We start from the raw sequence: 19,462 nt of genomic DNA on the forward strand, positions 1-19,462 counted from the left end.
CCCGAGACCCCCCGAGAACAAGGAGCGCCCGTGCTCGTCCTGCTGCCCCCGTCCGAAGGCAAGGCCCCCTCCGCGGGTGGCGCTCCGCTGAAGCTGGAGGGGCTTTCGCTGCCGATGCTCACCGGGGCGCGGGAGGCGGTGATCGGTGAGCTGGTGGAGTTGTGTGCCGGTGACCAGGACAAGGCGCGTGAGGTGCTCGGGCTGAGCGAGGGGCTGCGCGGGGAGGTCGCCAAGAACGCGGAGCTGCTGACGGCCGGGACACGCCCGGCCGGGCAGGTCTACACGGGGGTGCTGTACGACGCCCTCGACCTGGCCACCCTGGAGACCGCGGCCAAGCAGCGGGCCGCTCGCTCGCTGCTGGTCTTCTCGGGGCTGTGGGGCGCGGTCCGCGTGACGGACCGTATCCCCTCCTACCGTTGCTCGATGGGCGTCAAGCTGCCGGGCGTCGGCGCGCTCGGCACGCACTGGCGTACGCCGATGGCGTCGGAGCTCCCCGAGGCCGCCGGCGACGGACTCGTCCTGGACCTGCGGTCCTCGGCGTACACGGCCGCATGGAAGCCGAAGGGCGAGGTGGCGGGGCGGACCGCGACCGTACGGGTACTGCACGCCCCCACCCGGAAGGTCGTCAGCCACTTCAACAAGGCGACCAAGGGCCGCATCGTGCGGAGTCTGCTGTCGGCCGGGATCGCGCCCAAGGGCCCGGCGGAGCTGGTGGAGGCCCTGCGGGACCTCGGATACGTGGTGGAGGTGGAGCCTGCGGCGGGGGCCGGGAAGGCGTGGACGTTGGACGTGCTGGTGAACGAGGTCCACTGACCCTCCCCCGCTGCCCTCCCTCGCCCTCTGGTATTGCAGCATGCGCAACGCTCGTTGTGCATGCTGTGACACCCGGGCAGGATGACAGGCATGCCCTCGTCGCCGCCCCCGTTGTCGTACGTCTCCGTCCTCGACCTGGCGCCCGTGCTGCCGGTGGTCGTCGTCGACGACCCCGCCGACGCCGTGCCGCTCGCGCGGGCACTGGTCGCGGGCGGGCTGCCGGCGATCGAGGTGACCCTGCGGACGCCGGGCGCGCTGGACGCCGTACGGGCGATCGCCGCGGACGTTCCGGCGGCGGTGGTCGGGGTGGGCACGGTCGTCACCCCGGCGCAGGTGACGGAGGCCGTCGCGGCGGGCGGGCGCTTCCTGGTCAGTCCGGGGTGGACGGACGTACTGCTGAAGGCGATGCGGGCGTCCGGGGTGCCGTTCCTGCCGGGGGTGTCGACCGCGTCGGAGGTCGTGGCGCTCTTGGAGCGAGGGGTGCGGGAGATGAAGTTCTTCCCGGCGGAGGCGGCCGGCGGTACGGCGTATCTGAAGTCGCTGGCCGGGCCGCTCCCGCAGGCGCGCTTCTGCCCGACCGGGGGGATCGGCGCGGGCAACGCGCCGGAGTATCTGTCCCTCCCCAACGTCGGCTGTGTGGGTGGCACTTGGATGCTGCCGGAGGCTGCCGTGGCCGCGCGGGACTGGGGGCGGATCGAGGGGTTGGCGAGGGAGGCGGCGGGCCTCCTCCGCGAGCGGCTTTCAGCGCAGGTGTGACGTGTCGTTGAGGAGGCGGAGGGTGGCGTTGCCGTCCGCGTAGTAGGCCAGGGCCGACAGGGACGCCGCCGAGAGTTCCATGCGGAACAGGGACTCCGGGGGTGCGCCGAGGGCCAGGCGTACGAGGGTCTTGATCGGCGTGACGTGGCTGACGAGCAGGACGGTACGGCCCCGGTGCGCCGCGACCAGCTCGTCGCGGGTGGCGGCGACGCGGTGGGCGACGGCCTCGAAGCTCTCGCCGCCGCCGGTGGGTTCGGCGTCAGGGGAGGTCAGCCAGGCGGTCATGTCGTCCGCGTACCGTTCCCGCACCTCGCCGAAGCTCAGCCCTTCCCACGCGCCGAAGTCCGTCTCCCGCAGCCCGTCCTCGACCGTCACCCCGAGCCCGAGCCGGGCCGCGACGATCCCCGCCGTCTCCCGGCAGCGGGCGAGCGGCGACGACACGATCTCCTGGATGGTCCCGCGGGCGGCCAGAGCGGCGGCGACCCGCTCCGCCTGGTAACGGCCGATGTCGGAGAGAGAAGGGTCCGACCCGCCGCTCCCCGAGAACCGCTTCTGCGCGGTGAGGGGGGTCTCCCCGTGGCGGAGCAGCACGAGGGTGGCGGGGGTTCCGAGATCGGGGGCGGTGGAAGCGACGTTCCTGGCGGCACGGCTGTCTGCGGCGGCTTTGGCCGACCGGGTGCCACCACCACCGGGCTCCGCCGCGCGGTCGGCCGGGGAAGGAACGGGGGCTGCGGACGAAACGGCAGGGGCGGTGGACGAGTCGGCGGGCGCACCGGACGAACCGCCAGGAACAGCGGACGAACCGCCAGGCGCACCGAACGAACCGCCAGGAACAGCGGACGAACCGCCAGGCGCACCGAACAAACCGCCAGGGACAGCGGACGAACCGGCAAAGACAGTGGACGAGTCAGCAGGCGCACCGAACGAACCGGCAGGTTCAGCGGACGTACCGGTGGAAGACGTCGCGGCCCGAGGAGGCGCAGCCGAGAGCGGGGAGGCCCCCACAGCGTCGGCGGTGCCTGGCGGGCCAGCCGGAGCCTCACCAACGCCCGGCAGGACAGCCGCAACCACGGCATCACCCGGCGGGACAGCCGCAACCTCACCAACGCCCGGCAGGTCGGCGGAAGCGGCCGTGGCTTCGCCGGGAACGCCGGGAACGCCGGGAACATCGGGAACGCCGGGCGACAGAAGGGGGTTCGGGGCGGCTTCGGCGGCGGTCGCCGGGGGCGATGTCGCCGCGTGACCCTTGGCCTTGGTTTCGCCCCGCGCTCCCGCCAGCGCCGCCCGCGCCCGCGCGGCGCCGGCTGTCGCGTCCCCGGGCGGGCCCGACGGCTCCGGGGGCATGACCTTCGCCGTCCCGTCGGCCCGTGTGCCCAACTCGGCGGTGGACGCCGACGGCGACCACCGCTCCCCCCGCTTTCCCGCGTCCATCGCCTCGTTGGCGAGCCGGTCGGCGTGTTTGTTCTGCTCTCGTGGCATCCACTCGTACGTCACGCGACCGGGCGGGAAGACGCGCGCGGCCTCGGCGGCCAGCGGCTTCATGTCGGGGTGTTTGATTTTCCAACGGCCCGACAGCTGCTCGACGACGAGCTTGGAGTCCATACGGACCCGGACGGAGGCCTCCGGGTCCAGCTCGTACGCCGCCTTCAGGCCCGCGATGAGCCCGCGGTACTCGGCGACGTTGTTCGTGGCGACCCCGATGTACTCGGCGGCCTCCACCAACGTCTCGCCCGTCACCGCGTCCAGGACGACGGAACCGTAGCCCGCCGGCCCCGGGTTGCCCCGGGAACCGCCGTCGGCCTCGACGATGAACTCCCGCACGCCAGAAGCCCCTTACTACCCTTGCCGCGCCAACTGTCCGCTACTGCCTGCTGCCGCCTACGGCTTCCTACGGCTGCCTCTAGAGGCCCGACTCGGACGTACGGACCAGGATGCGGCCGCAGTTCTCGCAGCGGACGACCGTGTCGGGCGACGCCTTGCGGACGTCGTTGAAGTCGGTGATCGACAGCTCCTGGCGGCAGCCCTGGCAGGTGCGCTGGTACAGCTTGGCCGCGCCGACGCCGCCCTGCTGGTCGCGCAGCTTGTCGTAGAGCTTGAGGAGGTCCGCGGGGACCGAGCCCGAGATGACCTCGCGCTCCTTCGTCACCTTCGCCACCTCGGCGTCGATCTCCTCGAACGCGGCGTCCCGGCGCGCGGTCGCGTCGTCGACCTTCCCCTGGACGGCACCGACCCGCTCGGTCAGCTCGGCGACCCGCTCCTGCGTGGACTCCCGGCGCTCCATGACCTCCAGAACGATGTCCTCCAGGTCACCCTGGCGCTTGGCGAGGGAGGTGATCTCGCGCTGGAGGTTCTCCAGGTCCTTCGGGGAGGAGACGGCACCCGAGTCCAGGCGCTGCTGGTCGCGGACGGCGCGCTGACGCACCTGGTCCACGTCCTGCTCGGCCTTGGTCTGCTCGCGGGCGGTGTCGCTCTCCTCGGTCTGCGCGGCCACGAGCAGGTCGCGCAGCTGGGTGTGGTCCTTCGTCAGCGACTCGATCTCGGCGTGCTCGGGCAGCGACCTCCGCCGGTGCGCGAGCTGCTGCAGGCGTACGTCCAGGCCCTGGACGTCGAGGAGGCGGATCTGGTCGGCGGGCGCGGCGTTCAGTTGGGGGCTCCCAGTGGGTCAGAAGAAGAAGAGTCGCGCGAAGCGCTCGTCGGAAGGGCGGTGGCGGGCGACGGGTGGGAGGACGCCGCGTGGGCGGTCCAGGGGTCGGTGACCGTCTTGGAGACGTGGACGCGCAGGTCCCATCCCTCGCGGTCGGAGATCTCGTCGAGCTGGGCGGCTGCCAGCTCGCACCAGGGCCATTCGGTGGCCCAGTGCGCCGCGTCGAGCAGCGCGAGAGGTGTGTGGGTGCCTTCCGTGGTGCGGGCGACGGCCTCGGAGGCCGGGTGGTGGCGCAGGTCCGCGGTGAGGAAGGCGTCGACACCGGCCGCGCGTACGTCGTCGAAGAGGCTGTCGCCGGAGCCGCCGCTGACGGCGACCGTGCGGACGAGCGCCTCGGGGTCACCGGCGACCCGGATGCCCTGCGCGGTGGCGGGCAGCCGCTCGGCGGCCCGCTCGGCCAGCTCCCGTACCGTCACCGGGTGGTCCAGCTCGCAGACCCGGCCGAGACCGCGCCGCCCGGTCGGGTCGGCGGGGTCCGGTACGAGGGGGCGTACGACCCTGAGGTCGAGCGCGCCGGCGAGGGCGTCGCTGACCCCGGGGTCGGCGGTGTCGGCGTTGGTGTGGGCGACGTGCAGCGCGATGTCGTTCTTGATGAGGGTGTGCACGACGCGGCCCTTGAAGGTGGAGGCCGCCACCGTGGTCGTACCGCGCAGATAGAGCGGATGGTGGGTGACCAGCAGATCGGCGCCCAGCCTCACCGCTTCCTCGACGATCTCGCGCACCGGGTCGACGGCGAACAGTACCCGCGTGACCTCCTGGTCCGGGTCTCCGCACACCGTGCCGACCGCGTCCCACCCCTCGGCCCTCTCTGGCGGCCAGAGGGCGTCGAGCGCGGCGATGACTTCAGACAGACGGGGCACGTACAAAGGCTACCCGCACTACTCCCGTCCCCGACCGGCCGCGGGTCACTTGACCAGCCGCCCTTCGGCCAGCACATCCATCGCCGTTCCCTCAGGTGAATCGCGGGACGTGCACCCTTATGTGTGAAGGGGGTCCGGGTTGTCCCATGTCTGTGCGTACGAAAACTAGCTTCGTCGCCGGAGGTGATCGAACGATGACGGCCTGTACACCACCCTCACCCGCGACGGGCCACGGGAACGAGACGGGACGGACGGGACGGGAGAACGACGGGAGGAGACCCGGCGCGGAAAGCGGCGGGAACGACACCACGGGCGGCGGCGAAGGCAGGGGCGGGAGCGAGGAGCCCCCGGCGCCCGGGTGTGTGATCACCGCCGACGGGACGTACGCGGCACGCCTCGCCCTCGACGGCGAGTCCTGGTTCCCCGAGCGCTGGACCCTGGACGGCCCCGAGCCGTACGCCGTGCCCCTGCCCGGCAACCAGCCGGAAGAGCCCGGCACGGAAGTGCTCCCCCTCACCGACGGCCGGGTCCTCATCCACCGGCTGGCCGCCGACCGGCACCTGTTCTCGCTCCTCTACCCGACCGGGCCCGGCACCGGTGAACTCCCGCTCGGCGCGGTCGAATGCGCCGATCCGGCGGCCGAGTTGCGGCTGTTGCCGCCCGCGCCGTCCGGGGAGCGGGCGTACGCCCTCGCCCTGGGCCGGAGCGCCACGACGGTGTGGCTGGTGGCGGGCGGAACGTTCGGCCCGGAGATGCTGGCGCAGGTGCCGGGACGGTGTTCGGGCGGGGTCTGGCTGGACGGGACGGGCCGGATGCTCGCCCTGGACCAGGAATGGGAGGGCCGGACGAAGTCGGTGGTGGTCGATCTGGAGCAGGGCGGCGCGGTCTCGCCGCTGCTGCAGATCGCGGACGACAGCAACGACCGGGTACTGCTCGCCGACCCCGACAGCGGACTGCTCCTGATCCGTTCGGACGCACCCTCCCCCGGCCAGGACCGGCTCGGCTGGGGCGTGTTGGGCAGTACGCTCCCGGTCCGTTTCCCGGAGTGCCTGCGGGTTCCCGACGGCCATCGCATCACCCCGTTCGCCATCCAGCCGGGCCAGATCCTGACCCCCGAGAGCTGCGGGGTCGCGCTGCGCGTGGACGGCCCCCGGGGCAGCTGGGTCGGCGTCTGGCGCCCGGCGGCGCGCCGGATCCTTCATCTGCGCGCCCCCGAGGGCTGGTTGGCGGGGGCGGGGCTGTGGAGCCGGGAGGGGGTGCTGCACCTGCCGTACGCGACGGGGGTGGTGCGGTGCGGGGTGGCTCGGGTGGGGGTGACCTGGGAACCGGAGGAGTCGGAAGAGCCACAGGAGGCGCAGGAGACACAGGAGGAAGCCCGGGAGGGTGCCCGGGAGAGGGGGCCGGGCTGCGAAGAGGCCCCGGGGCCGGAGGCCGCGGAGACGTCACCCCGGTCCGGGGCGTCGGGTGCGGAGCCCACCGGGGCGGGGCCGTCCGCGCCCGTTGTCGCTCGGCCCGTGCCGCTGCAGCAGGCGCCGCTGGAGGGGCGAGTGCCGGAGGAGGTGACCGTCGGGTGAACGTGATGTGCGGGCTGCGTGCGACATGGACGCGGCGTGGGCGACACGCCCTCGGGCGCCTTCGAAACATACCGGGCCGCTCGTTAAAATCACCCGCCGGTAAGAAGATCATTCGACGGGGAACACTTCCAATGAGCGACGTGCACACATTCCAGCCACCCAAGGCCAACCCCCACGAGGCGGACGGCCACGGCAAACACCGGGGCCAGCTCTCGGCCCAAGAAGCCGAGAAGCCGAGCCCTCGCGGGCGCCACCGCAAGCCGGCCGAACACACGGAGTCGACGACGTCCGCCTGAACGGCGACACGAATCCCCTCCGGTCACCTCTGGAGAAACGTCAATTCGACACCAGAACCGACCACCACGGCATCCGGCCCCGCTCGTCGTCGACGGGCGGGGCCGTCCCGTCCCGTTCCGGGTCCGGGTCCGGGTCCGGGTCCGGGGCCGGGTCCGGACCCGGGTCTGTAAGGGTCCGGCGAGAAGCCGACAGGTTCGCGGATTCCTGAGGGCCCAAGGCAGCGAACTGGCTGGCCACTTGAGGTCGAGACGGCGATCGTCCAGCCGGTTGAGGCAGCAGGGGCTCGTACGGCCTGTGCTCGGGAGGGTGTGGTGAAGGAGTGGTCTTCTTCCACATGAGGCTTCGCCTGGGCGAAGGGCTCGGGGAGCTCATGGAGGTGGGCGAGCGGTTTACCCCGCTCGCCCCGGTCGTTGCACCGTCGGTGGCCGTTGCCCAGGTAGGCGGCGCTCTGTGGCTGTTAGGTGTCGGCCCGGTCGGTCTGGCGCAGCGGCTGGGCTTCAGACTGCTGCTTTGTACAGCCTGGGCACGGTTGTGGGGATCGGCTCTTCCTGGGGCGTTGCGGCCATGGCGTCTTCGCGTGCGGGGGTGAGCGGCGTCTTTCACGTGTTGGCGTCCGACACCGCGGACGTCCTCGGCCACTTCCGGTCGGCGAGTTGTACGGGATCCGGCATTCCCAGGCCAAGACGCGAAGTGCCCTGGGAGTGCAGACGATCGGGCAACTGGCCGTGCTGCGTTGTGCGGCCACGCTGCGGTGGGGGAGAGCTGCGGCGGGCTCGGGACCACCTGGACGGTTCATGACACCGGCCGGTGGCGGCGACTTCAGCCCGCTTGGTGGATGGTCGGGCTCGCCGGGCGGTTCAGTGGTGCCGGGAGTGCGCGGTGAGGGCGTGGAGGTTGATGGTTCCGCGCTGCAGTTTTGCGTCGTGGGGTGCGTTGAATCCGGCGTTGGCGATGTACAGCTGGTTGCCGCGTACGGCGGTGGTGGTGGGGGAGGCGAGGCCGTCGTCGACGGTCAGGGCAGTCTCGTGGGTCCCGTTCGGGTGCACGACGCTGACCCGGTCAGTCGGGTCGTTCTGCGCGGCGAAGACGGTGTCTGAGTGGTTGTTGAGGAAGGAGAAGTCGTCGAAGTCGGGGAGCTTGTCGGCGACGGTCTGGATGGGGCCCGGGTCTTTGTGGGCGGTGACCGGGATCCTCAGCAGCGTGCCTTGGTTGAAGTTGCTCACCCACACAGCGCCCTTGTGGAAGCGGACGCCGTTCACGCCCAGCTTGAGGGACGTCTTGGGGTCGGGTGCGAGCTCCGGGCCGGTCAGCCAGACCCTCGCCGCCCCGCGGGAGACGGGCACGGCCCATACCGTGCCGTTGTAGCTGTCGGCGGCGTAGAGGGTACGGCCCGTCCGATCGATGGCCAGGCCGTTGGGCAGGCCGTCGGCGGGCAGGGCGGCCAGACGCTGGGGACGGCCGTGTGGGGGGAGTTTCCAGGTCCCGTTCCGGGAGGCGTCGTCGGAGTTCACGTTGTAGTAGACGGTGCCGTCGTTGCCGCGGGTGTTGCCGGTGATCTGATCGCCTTGGTGCCCGGTGACGAGGGTGGTGCGCTGCCCGGATGCGGTGATGCGCACGAGCTTGGGCGGCTTGTTCGCGGGGGCGCCCAGTAGGGACACGGTCAGGGAGCCGTCCGGGTTGGCGGTGATGTTCTCGGGTGAGTCGCCGGAGGCGAAGTTGAACGCGGCCGCGGTCTTCACCTGGGTGATGACCGGCTGTGAACGGTCTGCTGCGGTGGCGGCGGACGCCGACGGCGTCGAGACGAGAACGGCCGCGAGAGCAGGGATCGCTGCGGCGTGAGTGACGCGAATGCGCATGGTGTTGCTTCCTGTGCAAGCGGCTGGAGGACGACGGAGCGGTGCCGCACGTTCCTGGGCCGGATGGTTCCCCCGGCTGACCACCTGGCGGCGGGGAAACTGACTGCGGATGGGTGACCACGGGAGCGAGACGCGGCGCGGCATCAGGTGTCGAACCGCACCCCGCCGAGCCACGTGACCTTTTCGGGGTCGTGGTGGTCGAAGATGTGGCTGCGGCCCGTGTTCAGGCCGGCGATGCGTGCCATCTCGTCGGCGGTGAGCTGGAAGTCGAAGACGTCGAGGTTTTCTGCCATGCGTTCGGGCCGCACCGACTTCGGGATCACGACGATCTCGCGCTGGACGAGCCAGCGAAGGGCGATCTGGGCGACGGACTTGTCGTGGGCGCGGGCGATGTCGACGAGCACGGGGTTGTCGAAGAAGCCCTGGCCGCCTTCGGCGAGCGGCCCCCAGGACTCGTGCTGGACGCCGTGCTCACGCATCAGGTTCTGGTCGCCCACGCGCTGGAAGAACACGTGCGTCTCGATCTGGTTGACCGCGGGGACGATCTCGTGGTGGGTGATGAGGTCGGCAAGCCGGTCGGGGTAGAAGTTGCTGACCCCGATCGCCCGGGTACGACCGGCCCGGTTGAGGTCCTCCATGGCCCGCCATGACCCGTAGTAGTCGCCGAAGGGCTGGTGGGTCAGGTAGAGGTCGAGGTAGTCGAGACCAAGGCGGTCGAGTGAGCGGTCGAAGGCGCGCTCGGCACTGTCCTGGCCGTAGTCCTGGACCCACAGTTTGGTGGTGACGAACAGCTCGTCGCGGGGGATGCCGCTGGCGGCGATGGCCCTGCCCACGGCGCGCTCGTTCTCGTACGCGGCGGCGGTGTCGAGCAGGCGGTAGCCGGCTTCGAGCGCGGCCTCCACCGCCTGCTGGGTCTGGTCTTCGGGGATTTGGAAGACGCCAAAGCCGAGAATCGGCATCTGAACGCCGTTGTTGAGGGAAACCTGGGGGATCTTGCCGGTCATGGCGGAGACCTTCGCTTTCTGGCTGTGTGTGTGGGGGCGTCGGCCGGGCAGCAGCCGTCTGCTCAGCGGTGCTTGATGCCGGCCTGGGCGGAAGGGGCGAGGGTGGGTTCGGTGACGGAGACGTCGCCGAGGGCCTGGTCGACGGCCGCCAGCAGGTCGTCCGACAGCGTCACGCCGGAGGCGGCGGCGGTTCCGTGTTCCGTGTAAGTCCCTGGTCAGCGTCGGCGGGCCGCCGGTTCCAGGGCGGGGTTGGCGAAGCTGCTGTCGGCCGGGTTGATGACCGTGCCGGGGGTGACGATGGCGTCGATGCGGTCCAGGACCGCGGGGTCCAGGACCACGTCGGCCGCGGGCAGTTGCGTCTCCAGATGCTGGAGCGTGCGCGGGCCGATGAGGACCGAGACGACCGAGGGATGGTTGAGCGCGAACGCGATGGCCATCTCGATCAGCGTCACTCCGTTGTCCTCGGCCAGGTGGGCGAGGGCTTCGGCCGCCTCCAGCTTTCGCTGGTTGACCGGCAGGGACATGTCGAAGCGGTCAGCGAGGCGCTGCCGGGCCGGTGACGGGGTGGGCAGGTCGGCGTCCTGGCGCCAGCGGCCCGAGAGCCAGCCACCGGCGAGCGGACTGTAGGTGATCACTCCCATGCCGTGCCGGGCCGCGGTCGGCAGGACATCGGCCTCGATGCCTCGCACGAGCATGGAGTACGGGGCCTGTTCGCACACGAACCGCTCCAGGCACCTGTCGTGGGCGGCCCACTGGGCTTCGACGATCTGACTGCCGGGGAAGGTGGAGGAGCCGAGGTAGCGGACCTTGCCCTGGCGTACCAGGTCCGTCAGGGCGCCCAAGGTCTCTTCGATGTCCGTGTCGAGTGAGGGCCGGTGCACCTGGTAGAGGTCGATGTAGTCGGTTCCCAGCCGGCGCAGCGAGTCCTCGACGGCCCGCATGATCCAGCGTCGGGAGTTGCCGCGCTGGTTGGGGTCGTCCCCCATGGGGTTGTGGAACTTGGTGGCCAGGACGATGTCGTCCCGGCGGCCCTTGATGGCCCGTCCGACGATCTCCTCGGACTCGCCGTGGGAGTAGACGTCGGCGGTGTCGATGAAGTTGATGCCGGCGTCCAGGGCGCGTTGGATGGTCCGGGTGGCCTCGTCGTGGTCGGGGTTGCCCCACGGGCCGAACATCATCGCGCCCAGGCACATTTCGCTGACGGACAGGCCGGTCCGGCCCAGCAGACGGTGCTCCATGGTGATCTCCATCTGTCTTGTACGGCTTGCTCGGATCGAGGTGTCGGATGCGCAAGGGGAGGGCCTGGCCTCCCCTTGCGGTGTCAGCTCCGCGCTGATTCCGTCTTGCGGTGGGAGGAGGCCAGCAGGCCCAGCGGCAGCAGGGCCGTGAGAGCGAAGGCGAAGCCGGTCAGCGACGGGCCCTTGAGGCCCAGGCTGGAGGTCAGGGCGATGCCGCCGAGCCAGGAGCCCGCGGCGATGCCGACCTGGAAGGCGGACGTGGCCAGGGCCATGGGCAGGGACCGGCCGGCTCCGGCGATGCGGACGACCTCACCGACGACGATCGGGTTGTTGGCGAAGCCGGCTGCGCCGAGCAGCACGACCAGGACCACGGCCACGACGCTGTTGGTCGCCCACAGGGTGATGGCACCCAGGATCGCGGCCGTGACTGCGGTGGCCGGGATCAGCGTGGTGTAGGGCCGGCGGTCGCCGAGGCGTCCGCCGACCGTGGTGCCGGCCAGGGCGCCGATGCCGAAGCCGAGCATCGCCAGCGGTACCACGGCACTCGCGAGGTGGGCCCGCTCGGTCAGCAGCGGGGCGACGTAGCTGTAGGCGGCCATGATGCCGGCCTGGATGAGCGCGATGGCCAGGTAGACCAGCCACAGGCGCGGATGCTTGAGCGCGGCCGTCTCGGCGCGCAGAGATGTGTCGGCGCGTGTGGTGTCGGCGGGCAGCCGGCGGGCCACCACCACGGCGGCGGCCACGGCGAGAGCGGCGAGCATCCAGAAGGGGGCCTGCCAGCCGCCCAGCTGGCCGGCTGCCGTACCGAGCGGGACGCCGACGATGTTGGCGAGGGTGATGCCGCCGACCATCACGCCCGTGGCACGGGTGCTGGCGGCCGGTCCCGCAGCCGCGGTCGCCACCACCGCGCCCACGGCCCAGAAGGTGCCGTTGCCCAGCGCGGCGGCAACCCGGCCGACGATCGCGAGCCCCAAGCTGGAGCTGAGCGCGCTGACGACGTGCCCCGCGGCGAAGACCAGCAGCGCGGCGACCAGGGCCGAGCGACGCGGCAGGCGCCGGGTCGCCAGGGACATCACGGGCGCGCCGATCATCATGCCGACGGCGAAGGCGGTGATCAGCGTCCCGGCGCTGGAGACGCTGACACCCAGGGCGCCGGAAATCTCCGGCAACAGGCCCGAGACGACGAACTCGCTGGTGCCCATGATGAAGGTGATGGCACCCAGCAGCCACACCACCGGCGGCAGCTTGACCTTCCCGGCGGGCGCTGCCGTGCCGCCGTCACCTGTGAGGAGTGCGGCGGCCGAGGGATCCGGCTTCGTGGACGAGGGGGAACTCACTGACGATCCTTTCAAGAGAGCCGGCGCGGGCCCCGGTCATCCGGAGGCGTTCCGGTAAAGCGGCATGCGCGCCGTAGGTGGTGCGGGCGGAGCACTTCTGGCCCGCCGCAATCCACGAAACCAGCAGCCGAGCCCGGCAGACAGTCACGCTTGTGAGGGGTAACAGCAGAGACCCCCTCACGCCGAGAACGCGAGCGTGTACACCGCGAATCGGGGTAACGACTGCGGCACGGGAGGCAGGCCGTCCTCACCGATGCTCGCGCAGGTGGTCAGCACCGCCGCACGCCGGGCGGAGCAGATCGAGCCGGACCGCGACGGTGACGCCTCCTGCTACCTGCACGAGGCCGCCGCCCTGATCACCGACAGCGCCGGGCCGCGCCTGAACTGGGCTGCCCGCGCCCGTCACCCGCAGGGAGATCCACCTCGGTGCTGTACCCGGGCCTGCCCGAGAACAGGCTTACCGGAGCCCTCGGCGCGAGCAAGTCGACGCTGGCCCGTACCTGGCCGACCGCGCAGGTCCGCTCGCTCGATGATCTGCGCGGCGTCGTGGGTGACGACTTCCCTGCCCGTCCTGCGTGTCGTCCCTGCACCCCGCTCTACTCGACCGAGGGCTTGGACCATGGAGGAGAACCAGCTCGGCATGCTCGGCCTCATGCCGAACGCTGCCCGACTTGCACCTGACGTTGGCGTCAGGTTTTAGCGTGGTGGCTGTTGGCGCTCCGCGGCTCCCTGCGGACATCGCCTTTCTACGTCAGCGATCTTCCGCGTCTGCTGTGAGCAGGTGCGCCCGACAGCAGGAGTACTCATGCGCGCAGCCGTTTACCGTTCGCTCGGCGGCCCGGACGTCGTCGAGGTCGCCGAAGTCGACAAGCCTGTACCGGGCCTGAGCGAGATTCGTATCAAGGTCCAGGCGGCCGGGCTCAATCCGACCGATGTGGCGGCTTGGAGCGGGGGCTTCTTCCCCGCTCCGCCGGAGGGGGTCGCCTATGGCCTCGGCTGGGATGTCGCCGGCATTGTCGACGCCGTCGGCCCGGGGATCCACTGGAAGCCCGGACAGAGCGTCATCGCGTTCAGCCACGGCTTGCCCCTGGGGCTGAACCGGGGCCAGGCCGAGTACATCGTGGTTCCTTCCCAGGCGATCGCCGCGGCGCCCGCCGGTGTCGACCCCGTCCACGCCGCCACCATCCCCCTCAACGGCCTGACCGCCGCCCAGTCCGTCGAACTGCTCGGCATCCAGGCGGGCCAGACCGTGCTCATCACCGGGGCGGAGGGAGCGGTCGGCGGCTACGCGGTGCAGCTGGCCAAGCGCCGGGGAGCCGTGGTCATCGCCAGTGACCTCTCGTCCGACGGCGAGTTCGCGACGAAGGTGGCGGGGGCCGACGTATACGTGCCGGCGTCGCAGCCGCTCGTCGAGACCGTCCGCACGGTGCGCCCCGAAGGAGTCGACGCCGTTCTCGACACAGCCAGGCTGGGGCAGACCGCCATCGGTGCGGTGGCGGACGGCGGCAGGTTCGTGACCACACGGCTCGACGCCCTGCCTCAGACCGAGCGAGGCATCCGGGTCCTCCTGACGCAGGTCGGCCCGGACGCGGCGACGCTTTCGACGCTGTCCGATCTGGCCGCGGCCGGACACCTGGCGCTGCGCGTGGCCGAGACCTACCCGCTGCAGGATGCCGCGCAGGCATACGCCCGCATGATCAAGGGCGGGCTCCAGGGGCGTGTCGTCCTCACCATGGACTGAGCGCGACGCCCACCCTCTCGTACGACGGCCTCTGTCCCGGCTGGGACAGAGGCCGCCGCTGTCCGGTACCGGACGCACAGGCCGCGGCGAGGCCGTGCAGCCAGGCGGATGACGTTTCGCGCGCGGCGACCCCACCGAGGCGACGATGGGGTCGGTAGCTGAGGCGGTCTTGGCGCACACCACTGATGAGTGGTGTGCGCCAAGACCGCCTCAGGCGGTACTGGCGGCGATGCCGCCGCGTACGGGGTGGCTGTGGTGCGGGTGGCTGGGGTCCGTCGCCACCTCGATGATCTCGTCGAGGCGGGCGCGCACTGCCGTCAGGTCGTTGATCTGGCGGTCGATGCGGGCCCGTTCGGTGATGAGGCTGTCGCTGAACCCGACGGGCGAGGGGCCCTCGTTCATGCACCGCGGCAGGACCTCGCGAACAAGCCTGCTCGCCAGGCCGGCGGCGTACAACTGCTGGATCATCCTGACCCGGGCGACCGCGCCCTCCGGGTACTGACGCTGCCCCCCACCGGTACGGGTGGCACCGAGCAGCCCCTGCTCCTCGTAGTACCGCAGTGCCCGGACGCTCACCCCCGCCTGTTCGGCGACCTCTCCGATCCGCATTGCTCCTCCTTGCCGGGTTGGCGTGGCGCCAGAGTTGCCCCTGACGTCAGTGTGAGGTTTCAGCGTAGCTGACGTCGTCATCACGGGCCCTTCTTCTTGTCCGGGCAGGAGCGTGCCGGATCACGGTGAAATCAGGTGGACATGCCGATCTGGCGCATGCCATCCGTGGATGGCATGCGCCAAGTCTGTGGTCCCGGCGGTGCCGGGAGGGTGAGGGTCAGTGGCTCGGCAGGAGGGTGCGCAGGCGTGCGGTGTGCTCGTCGATGGCCTGGGGGCCGTTGCTGGTGAGCAGGCGGACGCCTTCCTCCCAGATGACCTTGATGGCGGTCGGGTTGGTAGTCGTCTCCACCTTGTAGCCGGCGTTCCTGAGGGCTTCGTCGATGAAGTAGCCCATCCGCACCTTCTTGCCGGGGATCTTGAGGTAGCCGTTGCTGAGGACGAAGAGTTCGGCGGACTTGGCGACCGTGGTCACCCGCACACCGTTGAAGGCGTGGTCGAGGTCGGTGATGACGGTGCCGTCGGTGCTCACCCGGTACTTGGCCGAGGCCATGGCGATGGGGGCGTGGCAGATCAGCGAGATCAGCACCTGGTTCTCGCGCAGGGTGTGCAGGAGTTCGCCGAGCCAGGGGTTGTCGACGAAGTCGACCATGGGGGCGTGGCCGCCGGGCATGTGCACGAAGTCGAACGCGCTCAGGTCGAAGGTGTCCTCGGGGTCGCGGTGTCTGTGCACGAGTTGCTCGATGGACAGGTAGCTGTGCTCCGGCAGGTCCTGCATCGACTTGATCAGGTCGTCACGCAGCACCACGACCTCTTTGTCGCTGCCTGGCAGCGACTCGGAGACGGGCAGGCGGCCCAGGTAGCGGCGGGCGAGGGCGAGTTCGCTGTCCCGGCGGGCGACGAGTCCTGGCCGTTTGGCACGGAAGGTGTCGACATCGAAGCGGAACGCCTGTGCCGCGGTGGCGGAGACCGTTGCGGAGCTGAACTTGGCGCCGGCGTGCATCGACAGGGCCAGGCCGTTGATCTCGAGCTGCGGGACGAGCCCGCCGGGGGTGGCGAAGGTGAAGTCGTACTCGTCGCCGAATTCCATGAGGATCTGCGCCAGTTCGACCAGATAGAACCCGGTGGAGACGCCGGGGTGGTCTGCCGGTGCGGTGAGCGGGAGAAGAGCAGCCGACGGGACGACGATCAGTGCCTTGGGCCTGGACGAGGAGGTGGGGGCGTTCATGGCGGGCCTTCTTTCATGCTGCGAGCTGGGGGAATGGAGGGCGCGCTTATCGGTCACGGACCGTCGCGCCGTGGTGGGCGATCCTGGGATGTCAGGCGGCGGTCGCGGCCGGTGTGTAGACCACGGCGGGGTCCAGAGCCAGGTTGGCCTTGGCCCGCGCGGACAGCGCGTCGGCGATGACCTCGGACTGCTTGGCCTCGACCCCGTCGAGTGCGGCCCTGACAACGTCGGCCGGATCGTTCTTCTCGAACGGCTGACCTTTAGCCATGTCGGTGTCGGTGGGTCCCAGATACAGGCCGGTGACCAGGGTGTTCTGCCGCGAGAGTTCCAGGCGGACACTGTTGGTCAGGCTCCACGCGGCGGCCTTGGCCGCGCTGTAGGCGCCCCAGTGCTCGGAGGGGACCCAGGATGCGACCGACAGGACGTTGACGATCGCCCCGCCGCCGCCCGCCTTCAGGATCGGGGCGAAGGCACGGATCATGTGCAACGGTCCGTAGTAGGCGGTGTCCATTTCCAGTTCGATCTGGTCCAGGTCCCCGTTGACCAGGTCATTGATGGTGATGATGCCGGCGTTGTTGACCAGCAGCGTCACGTCCGAGGCGGCTTCCGCCACGGCGGCGACGGAAGCCGGGTCGGTGATGTCGAGTGCCAGCACCTCCGCTCCGGGCAGATCAACGCTCTCGGGGTTGCGTGCGGTGGCGTACACCTTCGTCGCTCCCCGCTCCAGCAGCTGGGTGACGAAGTGGCGGCCGAGGCCGCGGCTCGCACCGGTGACAAGGGCGACGGAGCTGGCGATGTGCATGGGGGTGGTCCTTCACGTAGGTATGCATCGTCGGCAGCGCCCTGATGGGCCCGACAACAGCCACGCTAGAACCTCACGCTAACGTCAGGTGCAAGTCTTTTCAGGGTGAGACGAGAAGGCAGACGCCGCTGCCTCACGGTGATCCCCGCGCCGTCGCGCGGGCGGGCGGCGGCCGACCAGCAGCACCAGGCCGGAGTCGGGCCGGGTGGCTTCAAAGCCTGGCCTGGGTGCGGGATTCGGAATGCTTGTCCGCCCCCGGCTTACGGTGAACTCCCCTGCGGCACGGACGCGACGGCGGCGCGGGGCGTGTAGAGCTGGGGCGCGAAGGTGTTTTCCTCCCAGCCGCATGTCCGTCGATCCCCGCTGCCCAGCCTCTCCTCCAGCCCTTCGCGCTGTCGACTGCGGTCTTAATCGTCGTTCGCGGGCGATTCTTCTCGAGGCTCGCGAGCCGCAGGATCACCTCATGTTGCGGCATGCCGGGCGTCGGTGGGGTGGTGGGTGACGAGGAGTTGCCAGGTCAGTTCGGCCATCTCGTTCGGTGTGCGGGGGCTGTCGCGTTGGAGCCAGTCGGTGGCCACACCGAGGAGTGCCCCGGCGGTGAATGCGGCGGGTACGTCGTGGGGGATGTCGGTCGTCGAGACGCTGTCCGGCGCAGCGCCGGCGTTGAGGCGCACGGTGACGTGGACGTTGGCGGAGATGCGGCTGCGGATGTGGTCGATGACGCGGGCGCTGCCCTGTGGTCCCAGGAGGCTGCGGTAGAGGCCGGCGTGTTCGGCGAGGTTCTCGAAGAACGCGACGAGTGATCGGGCGGGTTCCGCATCCGGGGCCGCCGGAGCGGGGTCGAGGGCGGGGAGGGACTCGATGAGGGTGTCGATCGTCGCGGTGCAGGCGGCCTCGGCCAGTTCGTGCACGTCCCGGTAGTGGTCGTAGAAGGTCGTGCGGTTCACCCCGGCCTGTTCCGCCACGTCCGCGACGCTGATCTGCCCCAGGTCCTGCTCCTCGACGAGCTTGATCAGTGCTCCCTGCAGGGCTGCGTGAGTACGCCGTACGCGGCGGTCGCCTGCCGGTGCGTTCCGTCGGGACGTGGTCATGGCCCACACTCTACCTAACCGACAAGTGTTGGTTTTCCGACGAGTGTCGGATACTGTGTTATCTGAAGTAGAGCTTCCGGTCGAATGACGAACCCCCATGGAGCTCACCGTGGACGAAGCCAAGTGGGCGCCAGGCAGTGCGCCCTGATCGCCCCGACGTCTTTGATCACCGGGAAGAGGGAGACATCGTCGTACTGCTGACCGAGGCTCCCGGGGGACTGGAGGAGGCAGCCCTTGGTACCGCAGGACTGATCTGCCCCGCCGGGTTCCACCCGCAAGGGGCTGAGAGCGCGGACGACGGTCCCCAGTTCGAGATTGCGGGTCGACATCAGACCCGCAAATCCCCCACGAGGCGTTACCAGCAGACGATCGCTGCGGCGCCGGAACAGACAAGGAGTAGTGCAATGCAGGGACTCAACACAAAGCGCATCGTCGTCGCCGGAGGTGCCTCCGGGATCGGCGCGGCCACCGCCGAGCGGCTCGCGGCCGAGGGCGCGGCGGTCGTGGTCGGTGACATCAATATCGACGCGGCCGAGGCCACCGCCAAGCGCATCACCAGTACGGGCGCAACGGCTTTCGCCGTCGAGTTCGATCTCGCCGATGAGCGTTCGGTTCGTGCGCTCGTCGACACCGCCGTCTCCCAACTCGGCGGCGTCGACGGCCTCTACAACGTCGCCGCCGACGTCTCGGCGGAGACCTTGGGCCGTGACGGCGATCTGCTCGACATGGACCCGGCCGTATGGCGGCGCACCCTGGAAGTGAACCTGATCGGCTTCGCGCTCACCAGCCGCGCTGTCCTTCCCCTCCTGCTGGAACAGGGCGGTGGTGCCATCGTCAACACCTCCTCCCTCGCGGCGCACGTGGGCGACCACCAGCGCGCGGCGTACCAGACAAGCAAGGCGGGGATCAACGCACTCACCCGTCACATCGCCTCCCGCTGGGGCAAGCAGGGCATCCGCTGCAATTGCGTGTCTCCCGGAGTCGTCTTGACCGAATCCGCGCAGACGATGGCTCTGAGTCCGGAGGCGCTGGAATTCACCCGCATGACGCTTCCCAGCCCCCGCTTCGGCAAGCCGGAAGACCTGGCCGGCATCGTGGCGTTCCTCCTGTCCGACGACGGCGAGTGGATCAACGGGCAGGTCTGGTCGGTCAACGGCGGCGCGATGCTCCGCGAGTAGCGACCACGAAGTCCTGCGAGTCCTTGGGCCTGCTCGCGGTTTTGATCGTGAGGTTGAGACAGGTCTTGGCCCAGTCGACGAGGGTGCCGGCGCAGGCGCGGTCGGGTACAAGTAGTTGCGCTCGAAGTCCGCGCAGTCTGCGGTCGCCGTCTCCAGGCCGCCCGCGCTCGTGTCGACCAGGTGGGCCGCAAAGACGGCGCGGCCCTCAGCCTCCAACGCGTCCAGCTCGTGGTCTTCGTGCTGTACGTGATGTCACGGACCCGGGAAACGCCGTCGGCTACGTCCAGACAGGGTTCGAGGGCATCTCGAACCCGGCTCAGTCCGTCGGCAACTTCTTCACCTGGCTCGCTGACCAGGCTGAGTAGCCCCCCACCCCT

Annotated in this window: 17 protein-coding genes and 1 pseudogene; 7 read left to right on the top strand and 11 right to left on the bottom strand. The window is 70.3% G+C overall.

All coding sequences use genetic code 11. The features are described 5' to 3' along the window. The first annotated feature begins 30 nt into the window (after positions 1-30). A complete protein-coding gene (gene yaaA / locus OG858_RS13425; RefSeq protein WP_327723926.1) occupies positions 31-813 on the top strand; it encodes a peroxide stress protein YaaA in 783 nt (260 codons plus the stop codon). A gap of 90 nt (positions 814-903) precedes the next feature. Beyond that, entirely contained in the window at positions 904-1,569 is a 666-nt protein-coding gene (eda, locus tag OG858_RS13430) for a bifunctional 4-hydroxy-2-oxoglutarate aldolase/2-dehydro-3-deoxy-phosphogluconate aldolase (RefSeq protein WP_327723927.1), read from the top strand. Here eda and OG858_RS13435 read toward each other — a convergent pair. From OG858_RS13435 to OG858_RS13445, 3 genes are all read right to left on the bottom strand, one after another. After that, positions 1,555-3,390: a histidine phosphatase family protein gene (locus tag OG858_RS13435; protein ID WP_328544857.1), complete on the bottom strand. Its 1,836-nt coding sequence runs from the start codon at positions 3,388-3,390 to the stop codon at positions 1,555-1,557. The genes eda and OG858_RS13435 overlap by 15 nt on opposite strands. Positions 3,391-3,469: 79 nt before the next feature. Then, entirely contained in the window at positions 3,470-4,213 is a 744-nt protein-coding gene (locus OG858_RS13440; RefSeq protein WP_086752384.1) for a zinc ribbon domain-containing protein, read from the bottom strand. Next, positions 4,210-5,133 (bottom strand): Nif3-like dinuclear metal center hexameric protein, encoded by a 924-nt coding sequence (locus tag OG858_RS13445; protein WP_319321780.1) that lies wholly within the window; start codon positions 5,131-5,133, stop codon positions 4,210-4,212. Before OG858_RS13445 ends, OG858_RS13440 begins: the two co-directional genes overlap by 4 nt. Positions 5,134-5,327: 194 nt before the next feature. Between OG858_RS13445 and OG858_RS13450 the strand changes: the two genes are divergently transcribed. Beyond that, complete coding sequence (locus OG858_RS13450) at positions 5,328-6,707, top strand: hypothetical protein (protein ID WP_330346563.1); 1,380 nt, start codon at positions 5,328-5,330, stop codon at positions 6,705-6,707. A gap of 131 nt (positions 6,708-6,838) precedes the next feature. Further along, positions 6,839-7,003, top strand: coding sequence for a hypothetical protein (locus OG858_RS13455; RefSeq protein ID WP_086749606.1), 165 nt, complete (start codon positions 6,839-6,841; stop codon positions 7,001-7,003). Between the two features lie 858 nt (positions 7,004-7,861). Here OG858_RS13455 and OG858_RS13460 read toward each other — a convergent pair. The 4 genes from OG858_RS13460 to OG858_RS13475 all read right to left on the bottom strand — a co-directional run bounded on the left by OG858_RS13460 (position 7,862) and on the right by OG858_RS13475 (position 12,439). Beyond that, positions 7,862-8,860, bottom strand: coding sequence for an SMP-30/gluconolactonase/LRE family protein (locus OG858_RS13460; RefSeq protein ID WP_328544856.1), 999 nt, complete (start codon positions 8,858-8,860; stop codon positions 7,862-7,864). 143 nt (positions 8,861-9,003) lie between these two features. Then, positions 9,004-9,852: an aldo/keto reductase gene (locus tag OG858_RS13465; protein ID WP_086749611.1), complete on the bottom strand. Its 849-nt coding sequence runs from the start codon at positions 9,850-9,852 to the stop codon at positions 9,004-9,006. A gap of 227 nt (positions 9,853-10,079) precedes the next feature. After that, positions 10,080-11,102, bottom strand: a complete 1,023-nt coding sequence (locus OG858_RS13470; protein ID WP_328544855.1) for an aldo/keto reductase — start codon at positions 11,100-11,102, stop codon at positions 10,080-10,082. An 83-nt stretch (positions 11,103-11,185) separates the two neighbouring features. Continuing rightward, entirely contained in the window at positions 11,186-12,439 is a 1,254-nt protein-coding gene (locus OG858_RS13475; RefSeq protein ID WP_327723932.1) for an MFS transporter, read from the bottom strand. Positions 12,440-13,244: 805 nt separating this feature from the next. Here OG858_RS13475 and OG858_RS13480 point away from each other — a divergent pair. Beyond that, the gene (locus OG858_RS13480; protein ID WP_086749602.1) at positions 13,245-14,180 is read left to right on the top strand and encodes an NADP-dependent oxidoreductase; all 936 of its coding nucleotides are present in this window, start codon (positions 13,245-13,247) and stop codon (positions 14,178-14,180) included. Between the two features lie 210 nt (positions 14,181-14,390). On the opposite strand, the gene OG858_RS13485 is transcribed toward OG858_RS13480, so the two are convergent. The 4 genes from OG858_RS13485 to OG858_RS13500 all read right to left on the bottom strand — a co-directional run bounded on the left by OG858_RS13485 (position 14,391) and on the right by OG858_RS13500 (position 17,907). Beyond that, positions 14,391-14,789 carry a MerR family transcriptional regulator gene (locus tag OG858_RS13485; RefSeq protein WP_086749601.1) on the bottom strand — a complete coding sequence of 133 codons (399 nt, stop codon included), beginning with the start codon at positions 14,787-14,789 and terminating at the stop codon, positions 14,391-14,393. Positions 14,790-15,006: 217 nt separating this feature from the next. Then, positions 15,007-16,014 (bottom strand): DJ-1/PfpI family protein, encoded by a 1,008-nt coding sequence (locus OG858_RS13490; protein WP_086749600.1) that lies wholly within the window; start codon positions 16,012-16,014, stop codon positions 15,007-15,009. A gap of 91 nt (positions 16,015-16,105) precedes the next feature. Further along, a complete protein-coding gene (locus OG858_RS13495) occupies positions 16,106-16,816 on the bottom strand; it encodes an SDR family oxidoreductase (RefSeq protein ID WP_086749599.1) in 711 nt (236 codons plus the stop codon). Between the two features lie 461 nt (positions 16,817-17,277). Continuing rightward, positions 17,278-17,907, bottom strand: a complete 630-nt coding sequence (locus OG858_RS13500) for a TetR/AcrR family transcriptional regulator (RefSeq protein ID WP_086749598.1) — start codon at positions 17,905-17,907, stop codon at positions 17,278-17,280. A 404-nt stretch (positions 17,908-18,311) separates the two neighbouring features. Here OG858_RS13500 and OG858_RS13505 point away from each other — a divergent pair, with 404 nt between their 5' ends. Together OG858_RS13505 and OG858_RS48140 are read left to right on the top strand one after the other, a co-directional pair. Beyond that, positions 18,312-19,085, top strand: coding sequence for an SDR family NAD(P)-dependent oxidoreductase (locus tag OG858_RS13505; RefSeq protein ID WP_086749596.1), 774 nt, complete (start codon positions 18,312-18,314; stop codon positions 19,083-19,085). A gap of 180 nt (positions 19,086-19,265) precedes the next feature. Continuing rightward, positions 19,266-19,450, top strand: a pseudogene (locus tag OG858_RS48140) (hypothetical protein). The last annotated feature ends 12 nt before the right edge of the window (positions 19,451-19,462 follow it).

Source organism: Streptomyces europaeiscabiei (assembly GCF_036346855.1).
Lineage (GTDB): Bacteria > Actinomycetota > Actinomycetes > Streptomycetales > Streptomycetaceae > Streptomyces > Streptomyces europaeiscabiei.